The sequence below is a fragment of the Acinetobacter sp. BEC1-S18-ESBL-01 genome, from assembly GCF_014169935.1.
Taxonomy (GTDB): domain Bacteria; phylum Pseudomonadota; class Gammaproteobacteria; order Pseudomonadales; family Moraxellaceae; genus Acinetobacter; species Acinetobacter pittii.
In genome coordinates, this window is the sequence record NZ_AP022302.1 from 725034 (window position 1) to 739300 (window position 14267).

General features: G+C 36.5%; 13 protein-coding genes. 8 read left to right on the top strand and 5 right to left on the bottom strand.

The genetic code is table 11. The annotated features are described in order from the left end of the window. Positions 1-9: 9 nt before the first annotated feature. A complete protein-coding gene (locus H7R46_RS03565; protein WP_005064428.1) occupies positions 10-810 on the bottom strand; it encodes a PaaX family transcriptional regulator C-terminal domain-containing protein in 801 nt (266 codons plus the stop codon). Between the two features lie 353 nt (positions 811-1163). On the opposite strand from H7R46_RS03565, the gene H7R46_RS03570 reads away from it, so the two are divergent. The 5 genes from H7R46_RS03570 (at position 1164) to H7R46_RS03590 (ending at position 6854) form a co-directional block, all read left to right on the top strand. Next, positions 1164-1982, top strand: coding sequence for an undecaprenyl-diphosphate phosphatase (locus H7R46_RS03570; protein WP_032012712.1), 819 nt, complete (start codon positions 1164-1166; stop codon positions 1980-1982). Positions 1983-2140: 158 nt separating this feature from the next. Then, complete coding sequence (locus tag H7R46_RS03575) at positions 2141-3037, top strand: AraC family transcriptional regulator (RefSeq protein ID WP_005064434.1); 897 nt, start codon at positions 2141-2143, stop codon at positions 3035-3037. Positions 3038-3069: 32 nt separating this feature from the next. Beyond that, positions 3070-4080: an NAD(P)H-quinone oxidoreductase gene (locus H7R46_RS03580; RefSeq protein ID WP_078210291.1), complete on the top strand. Its 1011-nt coding sequence runs from the start codon at positions 3070-3072 to the stop codon at positions 4078-4080. A gap of 205 nt (positions 4081-4285) precedes the next feature. After that, entirely contained in the window at positions 4286-5161 is an 876-nt protein-coding gene (gene hchA / locus H7R46_RS03585) for a glyoxalase III HchA (RefSeq protein WP_005064435.1), read from the top strand. 484 nt (positions 5162-5645) lie between these two features. After that, positions 5646-6854: an IS256-like element ISAba26 family transposase gene (locus H7R46_RS03590; protein WP_000343018.1), complete on the top strand. Its 1209-nt coding sequence runs from the start codon at positions 5646-5648 to the stop codon at positions 6852-6854. A gap of 24 nt (positions 6855-6878) precedes the next feature. Here H7R46_RS03590 and H7R46_RS03595 read toward each other — a convergent pair whose 3' ends face one another. The 4 genes from H7R46_RS03595 to H7R46_RS03610 all read right to left on the bottom strand — a co-directional run bounded on the left by H7R46_RS03595 (position 6879) and on the right by H7R46_RS03610 (position 10597). Next, the gene (locus tag H7R46_RS03595; RefSeq protein WP_227591714.1) at positions 6879-8900 is read right to left on the bottom strand and encodes a S8 family peptidase; all 2022 of its coding nucleotides are present in this window, start codon (positions 8898-8900) and stop codon (positions 6879-6881) included. Positions 8901-8902: 2 nt separating this feature from the next. After that, positions 8903-10003 carry an AAA family ATPase gene (locus H7R46_RS03600; protein ID WP_182924241.1) on the bottom strand — a complete coding sequence of 367 codons (1101 nt, stop codon included), beginning with the start codon at positions 10001-10003 and terminating at the stop codon, positions 8903-8905. Between the two features lie 103 nt (positions 10004-10106). Further along, a complete protein-coding gene (locus H7R46_RS03605) occupies positions 10107-10400 on the bottom strand; it encodes a hypothetical protein (protein WP_000476192.1) in 294 nt (97 codons plus the stop codon). Positions 10401-10408: 8 nt separating this feature from the next. After that, entirely contained in the window at positions 10409-10597 is a 189-nt protein-coding gene (locus H7R46_RS03610) for a helix-turn-helix transcriptional regulator (RefSeq protein ID WP_001017974.1), read from the bottom strand. Positions 10598-11372: 775 nt separating this feature from the next. Here H7R46_RS03610 and H7R46_RS03615 point away from each other — a divergent pair. From H7R46_RS03615 to H7R46_RS03625, 3 genes are all read left to right on the top strand, one after another. Then, complete coding sequence (locus H7R46_RS03615; RefSeq protein ID WP_001019822.1) at positions 11373-11675, top strand: hypothetical protein; 303 nt, start codon at positions 11373-11375, stop codon at positions 11673-11675. A gap of 11 nt (positions 11676-11686) precedes the next feature. After that, positions 11687-12139 carry a hypothetical protein gene (locus tag H7R46_RS03620; RefSeq protein ID WP_005064446.1) on the top strand — a complete coding sequence of 151 codons (453 nt, stop codon included), beginning with the start codon at positions 11687-11689 and terminating at the stop codon, positions 12137-12139. 141 nt (positions 12140-12280) lie between these two features. Beyond that, a complete protein-coding gene (locus H7R46_RS03625) occupies positions 12281-14263 on the top strand; it encodes a hypothetical protein (protein WP_086260922.1) in 1983 nt (660 codons plus the stop codon). Positions 14264-14267: the final 4 nt, after the last annotated feature.

The following is a 14267-nucleotide window of genomic DNA, read 5'->3' on the forward strand; positions in this document are numbered from 1 at the left end:
AATCGCCCTTTAGTGGGCTAATTCATTTTCATAAAGTTTCTGCCATAGCTTTTGTCCAATCGAATCGAGCTGTTGTACATTTTGAGCAAACTGATTACGGGCATACTCGTTAACAAATGGAGAGGGTAGTAGAGGATCATTCATGAGTAAGGTAATTGTTTCGCGTCCTAATAACAAAGCTTGGGTAGCGGCCTCATTTAAGGATAAATTTTTATAATTCAAAAGCCATTCTTGAATATCTTGACTATACATCTCATAGTTTTTTTCAAGTTGTTGGGTATCCCACAAAGAAGGAATTAACGAAACTGTTTTTGAGTCAAATTTTTGAATAATAGAAATTTTAGCTTCATTTTCAAGCCCCGCTAATACGAGCTCTTCACATGTTTTTTCAAAGCTATACGCTAAATTATCTGGCCGTATATAAATGCCAGTTTCGAGTTCTCTAAAACCAAATTGACTTAAAGCGCGTTCTCTTTTTTTTAAAGCGGTCCGATCAATACGACCTAAAGTTCCAGTGAAGACTGCCAGATATTGATGTTGCCATTCTTTAGTCTGCTTAATGCCATTTTTACGATTCAAAATGACTTTTGCCCATTCTTTGGTTGATGGTGAAAGTTGATAAATGCCGCGTTCTACACTTTCTATCATGCCTTCATTTAATAGCCGCGTTGTAGCCACACGAATACCGTTGTCACTCATATTAAAAAGTTTAGCGGCAATCAATATTTGTTTAATGGTTAGCTGAGGATAAGCAGAGGAAAGAAATAAATCGATAATGAGATGGCGTGCATTAATTTTGGTATTTTTCATTCAGATAGAATTTTTGAGATGACCTGCATTTGATCAGAATAATATCATGTTTTTTTAAGGACTTTTTAAGATCATTTTGTAGAGTAAGTAAAGGTAAAAAGCTTTGTCTATAACAAGAAAAACTTTGGCAGTTCTTAACCAAGTTTTATCTTTTTACGATAGTTAACCCAAGTTTGTCATCATGATGTGATACATTATCGCACTTTAAATAAACTGCCTTTAACTAGGGGCAATAACCACAAACGTTAGAAATGATCTGATATTGAACTTGTGTTAGGTCTAATTTGGGACTTACCAATTTCGATAAAACAAATTTTAGGTCGTTCTAATGATTAACTTTCTTTGAGCAAGTTATGGAAAATTTTGAAGTTATAAAAGCACTGTTTTTAGGCTTTGTCGAAGGCTTAACTGAATTTTTACCCATCTCGAGTACAGGCCATTTAATTTTATTTGGTCATATTATCGATTTCCACTCAGACGGCGGTCGTGTATTTGAGGTCGTAATCCAGTTAGGTGCTATTTTGGCAGTGTGCTGGTTATACCGACAAAAAATTATTAACTTGATTAAGGGATTCTTTAGTGGTGATGTGGAATCACGTCATTTTGCGATTAGTGTGCTTATTGCATTCTTTCCAGCAGTCATTATTGGTGTTCTAGCTGTCGACTTTATTAAAAGTGTTCTATTCAGCCCAATTGTGGTTGCGATTGCCTTAATTGTCGGTGCCCTTATCATTTTCTGGGTGGAATCTAGACAGTTTGAACATAAAACACTTGATGCAACCAAAATCACCTTTAAACAAGCGCTTTTAGTAGGTCTTGCTCAGTGTGTGGCGATGATTCCGGGAACTTCGCGTTCAGGCGCAACAATTGTAGGCGGAATGTTTGCAGGTTTATCACGCAAAGCTGCTACAGAATTTTCTTTTTTCCTTGCTATGCCGACCATGTTGGGCGCTGCGACTTTTGACTTGATTAAAAATGCTGACGTACTCACCTCAGACAATATGGTTAATATTGGGGTAGGTTTCGTTGCTGCTTTTATTGCCGCGCTGTTTGTTGTAAAAGCATTGGTACTGTTTGTTGAGCGTCACACGTTACGTGTATTTGCTTGGTACCGAATTGTACTTGGCGTAATTATTTTAATTGCCGCAATGTTCTTTAATTTATCGACTTAAATAGCCTGATAAAATGAAAAAACCTAGAATGCTCTAGGTTTTTTTATGCCTAAAAATTGATTTGAATTGCCTATTTATACAAAGTAAACGTAAGACAGATGTTTTCATTTTAGGTTCATTGTTATATTGATTATTAGATTACCTCTCACAATAAAACTATGCCGCAAAATCATCTTACAGAACATTTGGTCGATGCATTTTTGCACTTGGCTCCAGCAGAAGGCCTCTATCCTACTTTTATTTCTAACATCACCTTAATGCGGGTAGATCATTCCACACCACCTGTTGCCGTGCTGCAAGAACCCTCAATTGTTTTAGTGATACAGGGGTTAAAGCGTGGATATATTGGTAAAGAAATCTTTCAGTTTCAACAAGGTCAGTGTTTATTTATCTCAATTGCAATACCGTTTGATTGCGATACTGTAGTTGAAAATAATGAACCGATGTTGGCAATCGCAATAAAGTTTGAACCACAAATGATAGCTGATCTCATTACTAAAATGGATAAACAGCAACAAGTGGTTACTGAAGATGCTCATTCAGAAGATTTAAAATTAAGCTGTGGGCTTAGAGTGATTGACATGAATGCCACCATTTCAGATGTTGCTCTCAGATTGCTCAATTTACTTCGTTCTAAACAAGATACTTTTATATTGGGTGAGCAAGTTAAAAGAGAATTGGTTTATCGTGTGGTGCAGGCTTCAGGCGGCAATCTAGTCGAGAGCTTATCGGCTATGGCAAGTCGAAATGGCGTGATTTACACCATTTGTGAAATTATTCAACGTGATTATTATCATAACTTAACGGTTCAAGAGTTGGCGAAACAAGCGGGCATGAGCATATCGCTTTTTCATCAAACTTTTAAAAAGGTGACGAATTATTCGCCCTTACAGTACATCAAAATTACTCGGTTACATAAGGCACGCGAGTTAATCACGAACAATAAAATGGGAGTCGCAGAAGCCGCCTATGAAGTTGGATATGTTAGTGCTTCTCAATTTAGCCGAGAATTTAAGCGACTGTTTGGAGTTCCACCCAAGTCTTCAATTATTTAACGTAGATTAGTATTTTGAAATATAAATCAAACATGGAGCATTATATGACCCTTCCAACAACCATGAAAATTATTGAAATTACGGCTCCTGGTGGACCTGAGGTTCTAAAAGTTCAAGATGCAAATATTCCAGCACCTCAAGCAGATGAAGTCTTAATTGAGGTAAAGGCTGCTGGAATTAACCGCCCTGATGTATTGCAGCGTATGGGTTTATATCCAATGCCTAAAGGTGTTACTCAAATACCCGGACTTGAAGTCGCTGGTGTCGTGGTTGCTGTAGGTGAACAAGTCGATCAATTCAAGGTTGGAGATAAAGTTTGCGCCCTAACAAATGGCGGTGGTTATGCTGAGTACTGTGCGGTAACAGCAACTCAAGTATTACCAATTCCTGAAAATTTATCTTTTACACAAGCTGCTGCGATTCCGGAAACATTTTTTACGGTTTGGGCAAACCTATTTGATATTGGCCGTTTAAAGAAACATGAAACTGCATTGATTCACGGTGGGGCAAGTGGTATTGGAACCACAGCTTTAGCGATTTGCCAAGCTTTAGGGATTAAAACTTTTGCTACGGTTGGTAGTGAAGATAAAATTAAAGCACTCTCTAGTTTCACCACAGCAATTAACTATAAAACCCAAGATTTTGAGCAGGAAGTTTTGAAGCACACTCAAGATCAAGGTGTTGATGTCATTTTAGATATTGTAGGTGGTTCTTATTTCACGAAAAACCTAAATCTATTAAAACGTGATGGCCGATTGGTCATTATTGGTTTTATGGGGGGACGAATCGCAAAAGAATTTGATTTACAAAAACTGATTTTAAAACGTGCCACAATTACGGGTTCAACGATGCGAGCACGTAATAGCCAAGAAAAAGCACAAATTGCCCAATCTTTGAATGAGCATGTGTGGCCATTATTGGCTCAAGGTAAATGTTTACCGCAAATCTATAAATCGTATGCTTTTTCAGATGTACAAAGTGCTCACGCATGTATGGAACAAGGTGATCATATTGGAAAGATCGTTTTAGAAATGAATGCGTAACGCTGTAATCATTGAAGTTTGGGCGAACGACAGGTTCGCCTAAACTGAATTTTATAATTCTAGATTCTGCCTATTTCTCTATAAAAATTGCCAAATTCTATTGGCAGATTGCACCACTTCTATAACTTCACCTATAAATTGAGTAAGAAATAACAATTGGTTTTTACCTTATTTCTTTCCATACTGATGAAAAAGGATAGTAACAATGAATACTGCAAATATTGATGATAAAAATCCTACTCCAGATTTGGCTGAAGATAATGCCTTTTTCCCATCACCTTATTCACTGAGTCAATATACTGCTCCTAAAACCGATTACGATGGTACGACTTATTCAACGCCGTATACAGGCAATAAAAAGGTCTTAATGATTGCAACTGATGAACGTTACATCCAGATGCAAAACGGTAAGTTCTTTTCAACAGGTAACCATCCTGTAGAAATGCTTTTACCGATGTTTCATTTAGATAATGCAGGCTTCGAAATTGATATTGCGACACTTTCAGGAAATCCAGCCAAACTTGAAATGTGGGCAATGCCAAAGCAAGAACAAGTGGTGTTAGATACCTTTCAGAAATATGCAGATAAATTAAAAAATCCGCTAAAACTAGCTGACATTTTAGAAAATGCAGTTGGTGAAAACTCACCCTATGCGGCTGTATTTATTCCGGGTGGGCATGGCGTATTAGCTAAAATTCCACATAGTCTTGAGGTAAAGAAAGTTCTTAAATGGGCGGTTGAACAAGATAAATTTATTATTACGTTATGCCATGGTCCAGCCTCATTACTGGCTGCGGCAGTTAATGAACAGCCAGAAAACTATATTTTTAAAGGCTATCAAATTTGTGTATTCCCTGATTCATTAGATAAAGGAGCAAATATTGATATTGGTTATATGCCTGGAGCTTTACCTTGGTTAGTGGGTGAAAATCTTGAAAAACTCGGTGTAGAAATTTTAAATAAGGGCATTACAGGTCAATGTCATAGAGACCGTAAATTGCTAACTGGTGATAGTCCGCTTGCTTCTAATAATTTAGGGAAACTTGCAGCTGAAACATTGTTGGCTGAAGTGAAGGATTAAGTGATGAAATATGTACGCCCTGCGGGACTCGAACTATACTTTATAATCCTTTTATATAAATGATTATGAGTTTAGAGTTTTTAAATTGTATCCCTATATGTATCCTTATTTTTTAAAGTACTATTAATTGAATGAAATCTAGTTAATAGTATTAGTTCGAATCCTTATTGGGGATTCGAACTAGTAAAATAATTTAATCTGATTTATTAAATTATTTGCTTTAAAGCTGAATTCGGTTTGAAACTTTGACGGGTAGGAGGGTCTGATTTTTTTGTAGAATACTATTGTATACGTTCACATCACCTACAGTTTGAATTGATAAAACTAAAGAATACTTAATAGGAGGTAGTTCTGATATTTCCGTTGAAGCACCTTGTTCTCTAGCATGGTATTTAACATCAAATAAGGGGGGACTGTTCTAAATTTTGTGTAAGTACTTAATTTTCATTTATCCTTCAGAGGATAATTACAAAAGGTACTTCACATGGATGAAGCAACAATCAAAAGTATGGCTGCCGAATTGGCTAAAGGTCTAAAAACACCAGAAGACTTAAACCAAATGACAGCAGTCTTTAAAAAATTCATGATTGAAACTGCACTCAATACTGAACTTTCAGACCATCTCGGTTATGAAAAGCATCAGCCCAAGAAAGGCTCAAATAGCCGTAATGGGTTTAGTTCTAAAACCATTACAACTCAAGATGGACAACTGGCTTTAGATATTCCCCGTGATCGAGAAGGTTCATTTGAGCCACAAATTATAAAAAAGCACCAAACACGCATCACCAGTATGGATGACCAAATCCTCTCACTGTATGCAAAAGGAATGACTAATAGGGAAATTGTAGCCTTCTTCAAAGAAATGTACGATGCCGATGTGTCAGCATCTCTCATCAGCAAAGTTACCGATGCTGTGATTGAGCAAGTGACTGAGTGGCAAAATAGAGCCTTAGATAGCCTTTATCCTGTTGTCTATCTTGACTGTATTGTTGTCAAAGTCCGTCAGCACTCCAATGTGATTAACAAGTCCGTATACCTTGCTTTAGGCATCAATATGGATGGGCAAAAAGAATTACTGGGTATGTGGATTGCTCAGACAGAAGGTGCCAAATTCTGGCTGTCAGTCATGACAGAGCTAAAAAATCGAGGAGTACAGGACATTCTTGTTGCCTGTGTAGATGGATTAAAAGGCTTTCCTGACGCGATAGCCTCTGTTTACCCTCATACTGATATTCAACTGTGTATCGTGCATGTTGTACGCAATAGCCTGAGATTTGTAAGCTGGAAAGACTACAAAGCTGTTACGTCGGGTCTGAAAGCGATTTATCAGGCAAGTACAGAGGAAAATGCTTTAAAATCCCTAGACATCTTCTGTGATCAATGGAATCACCAGTATCCCAAAATTGGAGAATCCTGGCGGGCCAATTGGGAAAATATCCGAACGATCTTTAGCTATCCAGCCGAAATACGTCATGCAATTTATACAACAAATGCGATTGAGTCGTTGAATAGCGTAATACGCCATTCAACGAAGAAAAGGAAAATCTTTTCATCTGATGACTCAGTAAAGAAGGTCATTTACTTAGCAACATCAAATGCTGCGAAGAAATGGACGATGCCAATTCAAAATTGGCGTTTAGCAATGAATTGGTTTACGATTCAGTTCGATGATCGATTAAAAGATCATTTATAAAAAATGGAACTTACACAAAATAATTTACAGGCTCAATAAGGGATCTTCAAGAGTTGATAATTTAAATCTTTGGCTTCTAGATATTGTTGTTTCCCATTTATGAGCATCTTCTCTTAATTCCTCTTCTGTAAGATATAAGCCTTTACTTGAGAAAAACGTTTTTGCATCAGGATGCTGTTGGTCATCATTTTTCTTATTTTGATTAGCTCTAAAGGTAATATCCAAACCTGATCGAGTGTAGTGTAATGGATGTTCAGGATCTGTAATAGCATTGATACAGAATGTCGCTTTTAAAACAACCCATGTACAATCTGCGTCTTTGGGAACTGGAATAGGTATACGCAGGTGTTGGTCTGGTTTAAGTTCCCCCTGAAAAAGAATTGTAGCTTCATCATCTAAGCATTCTAATACTTCTTCTGGTTGATGTGGTAATTTACCCCAACCTACATTATTTTGTGAATGTTTTTCAGGTTTAGCCTTATGAATCATTAAGGCTTTAATTGAGTTTGTTGTTAATTCAAAATCCGTTAATGCATCAATACCAGCTGCTACACGCATGGCAAGTGGGGAAGCAAAGCTAGTACCCATGGTCGCGATTATTGAATGAGTTAATGGTGAATAAACATGGAACATCTCCTTTTCACTTCCACCAAATAAAACTCCATCAGGTTTAATTAGTCCAGGACTTCTTCCTGGGCCCGTACAACTATAAGGGGCGCGTTCCCAATCTTTGCTTTGGCAATCAATTGCCCCAATAGCAAGGCTGTTAACCATATCACTTGGAGGTTGGATACGCCCTAATTCTCCAGGTAAGTCTCCATCATTTCCAATAGCGATTGTCGCTAAACAATGCCCATCTTGTAGATATTGGTCGAGAACAGAGGTCCATACATGCACATCATCATCATCAACAGCTATTTGAGGACCTAGACTCAAATTAATATATTTATACTTTTTTTCTTTAAGTACAGCTTCAATTCTTGTTAAAACGTTAAATAAATCAGGATCGTGTTCATCTTCTGGTGAAAGAACTCTGACTACATCAACACTTGTGTAAGGAGAGCCTAGTAATCCAGAACCTGGCTGATATGGCCCAAATAGGTAAGTGGAACATACTTCACTGCCATGTGCTAAAAAATGGGGATGAGACGCGGAAACATCAGCAGGTATAATTTCTTTAGCTAAATCTCCTAGGAGATGAGTGCTTCCAAGACCACCATCGAAAATACATACTTTAAACTTATCAGACAGTTGATAATTCTGAGGAAAGGCAAATGTTTCCTTTAATAGTGTCCTTGTTAAATTGGGCTTATTGAAACGTAACTTAGGAATACTTCTTAATGCTCGCAAATGAGAAAATTCTGCGAGTTCTTCCTCAAGACCATGTTCAATAGTGACAGGTAAGAATGTTAAGCCCCCAACAAATTTACTTTTATTTTTTTCCGCATTTCCTCCTAGTTTATCAACATACTTTAAAAAAGCTTCTAGAATACTTTCCTCTTCTTGAGATGCGTGAATTACCACTTCAAGTTTGTTGATTTGTCTAGTTGGATCTAAATTTTTAATCTTTTCTTCTGAAGTAAAAATATCTACTCGTTCAATTGTTCGAATAAAGTCTAAAGTAGTTTGATCTAGATTATTTTCTTCAACATCTTTAAGCATTTTTTGATAGTCAGTTTTTTTCCCAGATACATATATGCAAGAAGTTACAGCAATATCTGGATGTTTGCGGGTAGCCCAACTATCAGGGGAAATTTTTACAGATTTTGAACCTATGTCTTTCATCCCAAATTTTTTGAATAGCTTACGAGGATAATAGGTTTTAGCTAAATATGAAGGGTGTTGAATAAATTTGACCACAACCTCATCATTAGCACATGCATCGGTAGGTTTATTTTCGATTTCCCACATAATTTCCTCTAAATTATGTTGAAATCTTAATCTCCCTTCTTCTATTGAATAGGGATGTTTCTTATCTCCACCTCCAGTTTTTATATAGACTGGATTTGTAATGGTTTCACCATAACCTATGAGGAAGTTCTTCATATTTAATTACTCTCAATTGTTTGTAAAGTGGTAATAATTTTTTTAATTGTTGGCCTACTTAAGCCTGTTTCTTCAGCGATTTTTCTCTGAGAAAGACCTTTTCGGTATAAGTTAAGCACAATTTCATTTCTTTCGGTTTTAGAAGTTTGCTTTTGAGAAGCATTAGAAACTGATTTTAAATTTTCATTTCTTTCTAAAAGAATATTAATGAGTGCTTGGTCTTTTATAAAGGCTTCTTTTCTAGATAAGTTAAATGTTCGTTCAATATCGCTGAAAGATTTTCCTGAAAAAAGTTCACATAAAAGTTTTTTATGCTTTTTTAAATCGGAATGTTGCTGCTCTATATAAGCTTCGATCATTTGTGGGGTTGGATTACTGAACTTAAGTTGTAAGTCAAATCTACGCCAAATTGCTGGATCAAGTAATTCACTATGATTTGTAGCTGCTATTAATATAGATGATTCTGGCCAATCATCTAATGTCTGTAAAAGTACTGTGACTAGACGCTTCAATTCTCCTAGTTCTCGCTCATCATCTCTACGTTTTGCAATTGCATCAAATTCATCTAATAGCATTACACAAGGGAACGAGGATGCGTAATCAAGAACTGCTCGAATGTTACTGCCTGTTTTACCAAGATAACTACTTATAACTGTAGCTAAATCTAAAACAATTAATGGCAGTTCTAATTTATTCGCCAGCCATCTAGCTGACATTGTTTTACCAACGCCTGGAGGACCTTCAAATAAAATAGTTTTAGTAGGGGCTAATCCGAGTTCTAACAATTTTTCAATTAAAGAGCGCTCCTTAACTACTTGAAATAATTTACTTTCAATACTTTCTGACAGAATAGGAATTGAAGACATAATAACTGGATTTTCGACACGAACTAGTTGTAATCGTGAATCAGTGTCAACAGGAAGTATTTTTGAATTATCTTTCGAACGTAAAAGGTTCGATTGCAATCTACTGTTAATAAAATGGTACAACTCTGGATCATCACTCTTAATTTTAGGAGCAATTTTTTTTAATGCCATTTCAACTGATCTGACATTACCAGTTAGAGCAGAATCGATAAGGAGTTGGCTAAGTTTTAGTTCCATTTTTGGTAAACTTTTTTAATTTAACAAGTGTATTTTATCCTAAGATTTACCGTTTTAAAATTTTTTTTACCAATTTTAATGTTTTTTTACCATTGGCTGATGTTTAGTTTTTCCTTGGTCTGCCTATTCGATGTGTTAAATCTGTTTTTAGAAATGGAACAACAATATTTGGATCATAGAGTTTCTTGCTATTCCCACCAACATTAAATAGTTCTAATTTTTGTGAGAGCATCTCTCTTGATAGAGGAAAGCGTTTAGTGAGCCATGCTAAATCTACAAGATCGGGATATTGCTCTACTTCTAATGAAATAACTGTGGCGCCGTGAATTTTATCTCCTAAGCATATCTGAGGTGGAGATTCGCTTTCTACAGTGATGATATATTTTTGCTTAAACATATTAGAGGCTAATCCAGTTTATCTTTAAACTTTTCAACTTCTTTTTTTACAACTGACTCATACCAGAAAACATCTTTTTTGTTAATGCGGATTGGTTGAGGAATTTCACCACTATTTACCCGGTCATAGAAGGCATCCTTTTTTATAGAAAGAAGGGCCATAAACTCTTTTGCACGCACACGTCTGTCAATATTCATCGTAATTTAGAGGTTAGTTTTTATCCTAAGTAGATTTATCTTTTAATAAGGTAAAATCAATAAAAATTATTTTGATAAAGTTACGAAAAGTAAGGTTGATAGAAGATATCAGGTATTCATGATTTTGATTGTTTTATATACGCTGATCATGTTACTACATCAAAAAAATGCTGTTACTACATCAAAAGCTAAAAGCAGAAATTTTAAATCAAAATTGGCTACTTTGATTTCTAGCCCATAATTAGCCCAATAATGGGATTATTCCCAAAACGGTAATATTCCCATTATTGGTATTTTGAATGCTCCCAATAATGGGATGTAGAATCAACCCAATTTTGGGATGCAGAACCTATCAATGAATCAATCATAGAATCGATCATTCACTCTAAAAGAGATACTGGCTCAATAAATCACAGCATTTGAGATAGTCAAAATAATATAAATAAATAGATTTGAATTACTTCTTCTCAAAAACCAATTAAGAAAATAGCTCAATTTCTCACTGGTTTGAGCACTGTCAGCTTTTTTAAAGAAAAATGAATCAAGATACATGAAAAATTATTAAGAGCCTAGGAGAGCAAATAAAGCGTTTATTAATGGGGTGATTTAGTTTGTGATTTGTTGGCCAGAGTTGGGGTTTTTATGGATGGGAAAAGTAAGAGAAAATAGGATGTTTTGCAGTCTCCCTCGCGCGCGCGCGCGTTTTATTGAAAATATACCCATTTTTTGTGGACCTAATCCAAGTCCTAATTAGATAAATTGATAGGGCTGAACTATGAATATATTTGCTGAGTTATGCTGCTTCTCCACACCTAAAAATCTTTTTTTTAATAAGAGATTGCTAAACTATTTAGCTCCAGACCTCAACAGAATGATTGTAGATTTGAAAAATCTGGGGTGGACACTTGAGAAAATAGCCTTTGTATTACCAATATCAGGGGCTTCCTCAGTCAGAGAATGGATCTGTGGAAGTGTCATGAAATATGACAACGGCGCTGCCTTTGTTGAACTTTGGATGCATTTGACTAATAAAACAGAAAAAGAAATACCTCGAATTAATCGTTACCTTATAGCTTAGGAGGATTACACATGGGATCTAAAAAGAAGTTTTTTGAACCGATTACAGGAACCAATATTAACCGGGCTATTGATCTATGTAAAAGCACTCCAGAAAAATTGAAAAAATTTCAGGAAGATATTCGTTATCTAGATTCTAATCAGCTTTTTCAGAAGCAATTTATTCATCAGTTATTAGTTATAGTAAATGACCTTGAAGAATTAAATCAGTTGCTATTAATTATGGCGAAGCCAAAAGATATATATTATTCCTCTTTAAGGACAGCATTAGCTTGGATCAACAATATATCGAATGCTTTAATTATTACGGGGTATTATCTCGATCCTGAGAATAAATATAAGCGTCTATTGAACAAGCATTCGTTTGGTTTTGAAATAAATTTAATTTTAAAGAAAGTGGACTCTGTAAAACAAATTTTAGAACGTATAAGTAAGGGAGATCCCGTTAATAGGAGAATTCATTGAATACATGAATTTTTGATTTTATATAAATGAGTAAAAAGGAGGCTTTAAAACCTCCTTTTTTTTAGTGCTGTATATACCCATTTTTTAGGGAGTTATAACCCATTAATTTTGAAGTATTGAGTAAACTACTTTGAGAATAAAATGGTATTAATTCCACGTTCATCAGGCCGAAACATGCCGCGACCTACATTGCAACAACATACGCCTATAACCGGACTCGGAAGCATTGGTAAAGCTGTTGATGATGTGCTTGAAGCGCGTAAAGAGGAAAAAGATAAAAAAGAGAAAGCTGACTTCGCTTTACAGTCCTCTAAAATTGGTGCTGATATCAATGTTGTAGACAGTGACCTTACTCTTAAAATCCAGACTGGTGAGCTTCCTTATGAAGAAGCAGTAAAGCAGCGGCAGCAAAGCCTGGAATCAATCAAGACGCAGTATAAAAATGTGGTGCCTAAGCAGTTTGAGCAAAACTTTAATAATTACTTTGAACAGCATTCTTACCAGAGCGCATCCAAGTATTTGCCGATCGCACAGAAGTCAGAACAGCAACAGGCCATTGTCCAGCTCAAGGACATGCGAGAAAACTACCTTAAGAATCCCAATGCTTCTGAAAAAGAGGTCTGGAATGGATTAGCTTTGTATGCGCAATCTAAAGGCTTACCTCTGGCTCATGTTCAGGATACTTTTAATGAGTACAAAAATAATCGCTCCAGCAATGATGTAGCTGCATTCTATTTAGGAAATAAGTCGGACAATGCAAAGCTTACTGAACTAACGACTCCTGAAGCTGTAATAGCAAAACATCCCAATTTAACCCAAGAGCAGGCTGTTTACTGGAGTGGTCGTGCACTCACTCAAATGGATCAGAATAACCGTGCGGCTGCATTGCAGCAAAAACAGTTGGATGATGATGCCAAAGATGCTGTTAATGAGATGAAAGCAGACATCGAAACAGGCTTAATCCCAAGTGAAGACGTCATCAAATCTCGTTTGGCACGTGTTAAGGGTACGGAAAAAGAGTCTGAGTTTGTCCAATACAGTGGAGCTTTGGTTGAAGTCCAGCAGTTCATGAGATTAGGGCCAGATGAACGTGAAGCCTATCTGAGCAAGAGACGGGTAGAAGCTCAAAATACGGCGCAGGACAATCCAAAAGATGTCAGTTGGAAATTGAATCTTCTGTCGAAGACTCATGAGAACATGCTCAATTATGAGAAAAATAACTCCACTTTGGCCTACTCGATTAAGACAGGTCAGGATCTAACAGTAGTACCTACCAATGCAATTTTAAGTGGTAACCCTGAAGCCATTGCAGCTTTGTCTAAGAATATTAAATCTATTCACGCAAATAACGTATTGAATGGCACGGTAGGATCCTTAAATCCATTCTCGACACAGCAACAATCTGAATTAAAGCAGTTCTGGGAAAAAGCCAAACCAGGTGACAAATTAAGTTTGCTTACCAGTCTTTATAAATCCAGCGCAGGCAATGCCAATGCATCCAGAGACATGATTAAAGGAATTGCTGGTGATAGTGGTGCATATCGTTTATCTGCTTCGCTCAATAACAGAGGTCTGCAAGATATTGCTGGCCAGATCGTTACTGGGCAGGATCTGATTGAAAAGGGGTTGGTCAAGGTCGATGAAAGTGACTTAACAAAGCATACAGAAGCGTATTTAGCCGGTATCACCTCACCAGGTAAACCAGACTTTCAAATCTATCTGGATTCAATAAAAGCCAACTATGCTTATTTGGTTCAGAAATCCGAAAAGGTCACCGATTCAAAGGGAAATATTCTAAACAAGACCATTGATGAAGAGCTTTTTAATAAAGCAGCTAAGAATGTCACAGGGGGCAAGTTCACTTCAGGGGGATTCTTCGGAAGTAAATCGGTAGTGTTGCGACCTCATACTGTAGGCGAAAAATCTTTCCGTGAGCAGCTGGAGAGCTTTAACTCTCGTAATGCCCGTAACTATGGTGGATCTGACAAAGACTTCTTTTTGGATCTGCCTTTAGAGCAAGACCCTAAGAATCCATACGTCTATTACTTCAAGAATGGCACCAAATACATCATGGATGCCACTGACAAAAAAAGACAAAAACGTTTAGCTTTTACGGTTCGATGAGGTA

Excerpts from the sequence above, each read along its gene's own strand:
- H7R46_RS03620 (WP_005064446.1), top strand. The coding sequence starts at position 11,687 with ATGGGATCTAAAAAGAAGTTTTTTGAACCGATTACAGGAACCAATATT.
- H7R46_RS03590 (WP_000343018.1), top strand. The coding sequence starts at position 5,646 with ATGGATGAAGCAACAATCAAAAGTATGGCTGCCGAATTGGCTAAAGGT.
- H7R46_RS03570 (WP_032012712.1), top strand. The coding sequence starts at position 1,164 with ATGGAAAATTTTGAAGTTATAAAAGCACTGTTTTTAGGCTTTGTCGAA.
- H7R46_RS03610 (WP_001017974.1), bottom strand. The coding sequence starts at position 10,597 with ATGAATATTGACAGACGTGTGCGTGCAAAAGAGTTTATGGCCCTTCTT.
- H7R46_RS03625 (WP_086260922.1), top strand. The coding sequence starts at position 12,281 with ATGGTATTAATTCCACGTTCATCAGGCCGAAACATGCCGCGACCTACA.
- H7R46_RS03575 (WP_005064434.1), top strand. The coding sequence starts at position 2,141 with ATGCCGCAAAATCATCTTACAGAACATTTGGTCGATGCATTTTTGCAC.
- hchA (WP_005064435.1), top strand. The coding sequence starts at position 4,286 with ATGAATACTGCAAATATTGATGATAAAAATCCTACTCCAGATTTGGCT.
- H7R46_RS03580 (WP_078210291.1), top strand. The coding sequence starts at position 3,070 with ATGGAGCATTATATGACCCTTCCAACAACCATGAAAATTATTGAAATT.
- H7R46_RS03605 (WP_000476192.1), bottom strand. The coding sequence starts at position 10,400 with ATGTTTAAGCAAAAATATATCATCACTGTAGAAAGCGAATCTCCACCT.
- H7R46_RS03600 (WP_182924241.1), bottom strand. The coding sequence starts at position 10,003 with ATGGAACTAAAACTTAGCCAACTCCTTATCGATTCTGCTCTAACTGGT.
- H7R46_RS03595 (WP_227591714.1), bottom strand. The coding sequence starts at position 8,900 with ATGAAGAACTTCCTCATAGGTTATGGTGAAACCATTACAAATCCAGTC.
- H7R46_RS03565 (WP_005064428.1), bottom strand. The coding sequence starts at position 810 with ATGAAAAATACCAAAATTAATGCACGCCATCTCATTATCGATTTATTT.
- H7R46_RS03615 (WP_001019822.1), top strand. The coding sequence starts at position 11,373 with ATGAATATATTTGCTGAGTTATGCTGCTTCTCCACACCTAAAAATCTT.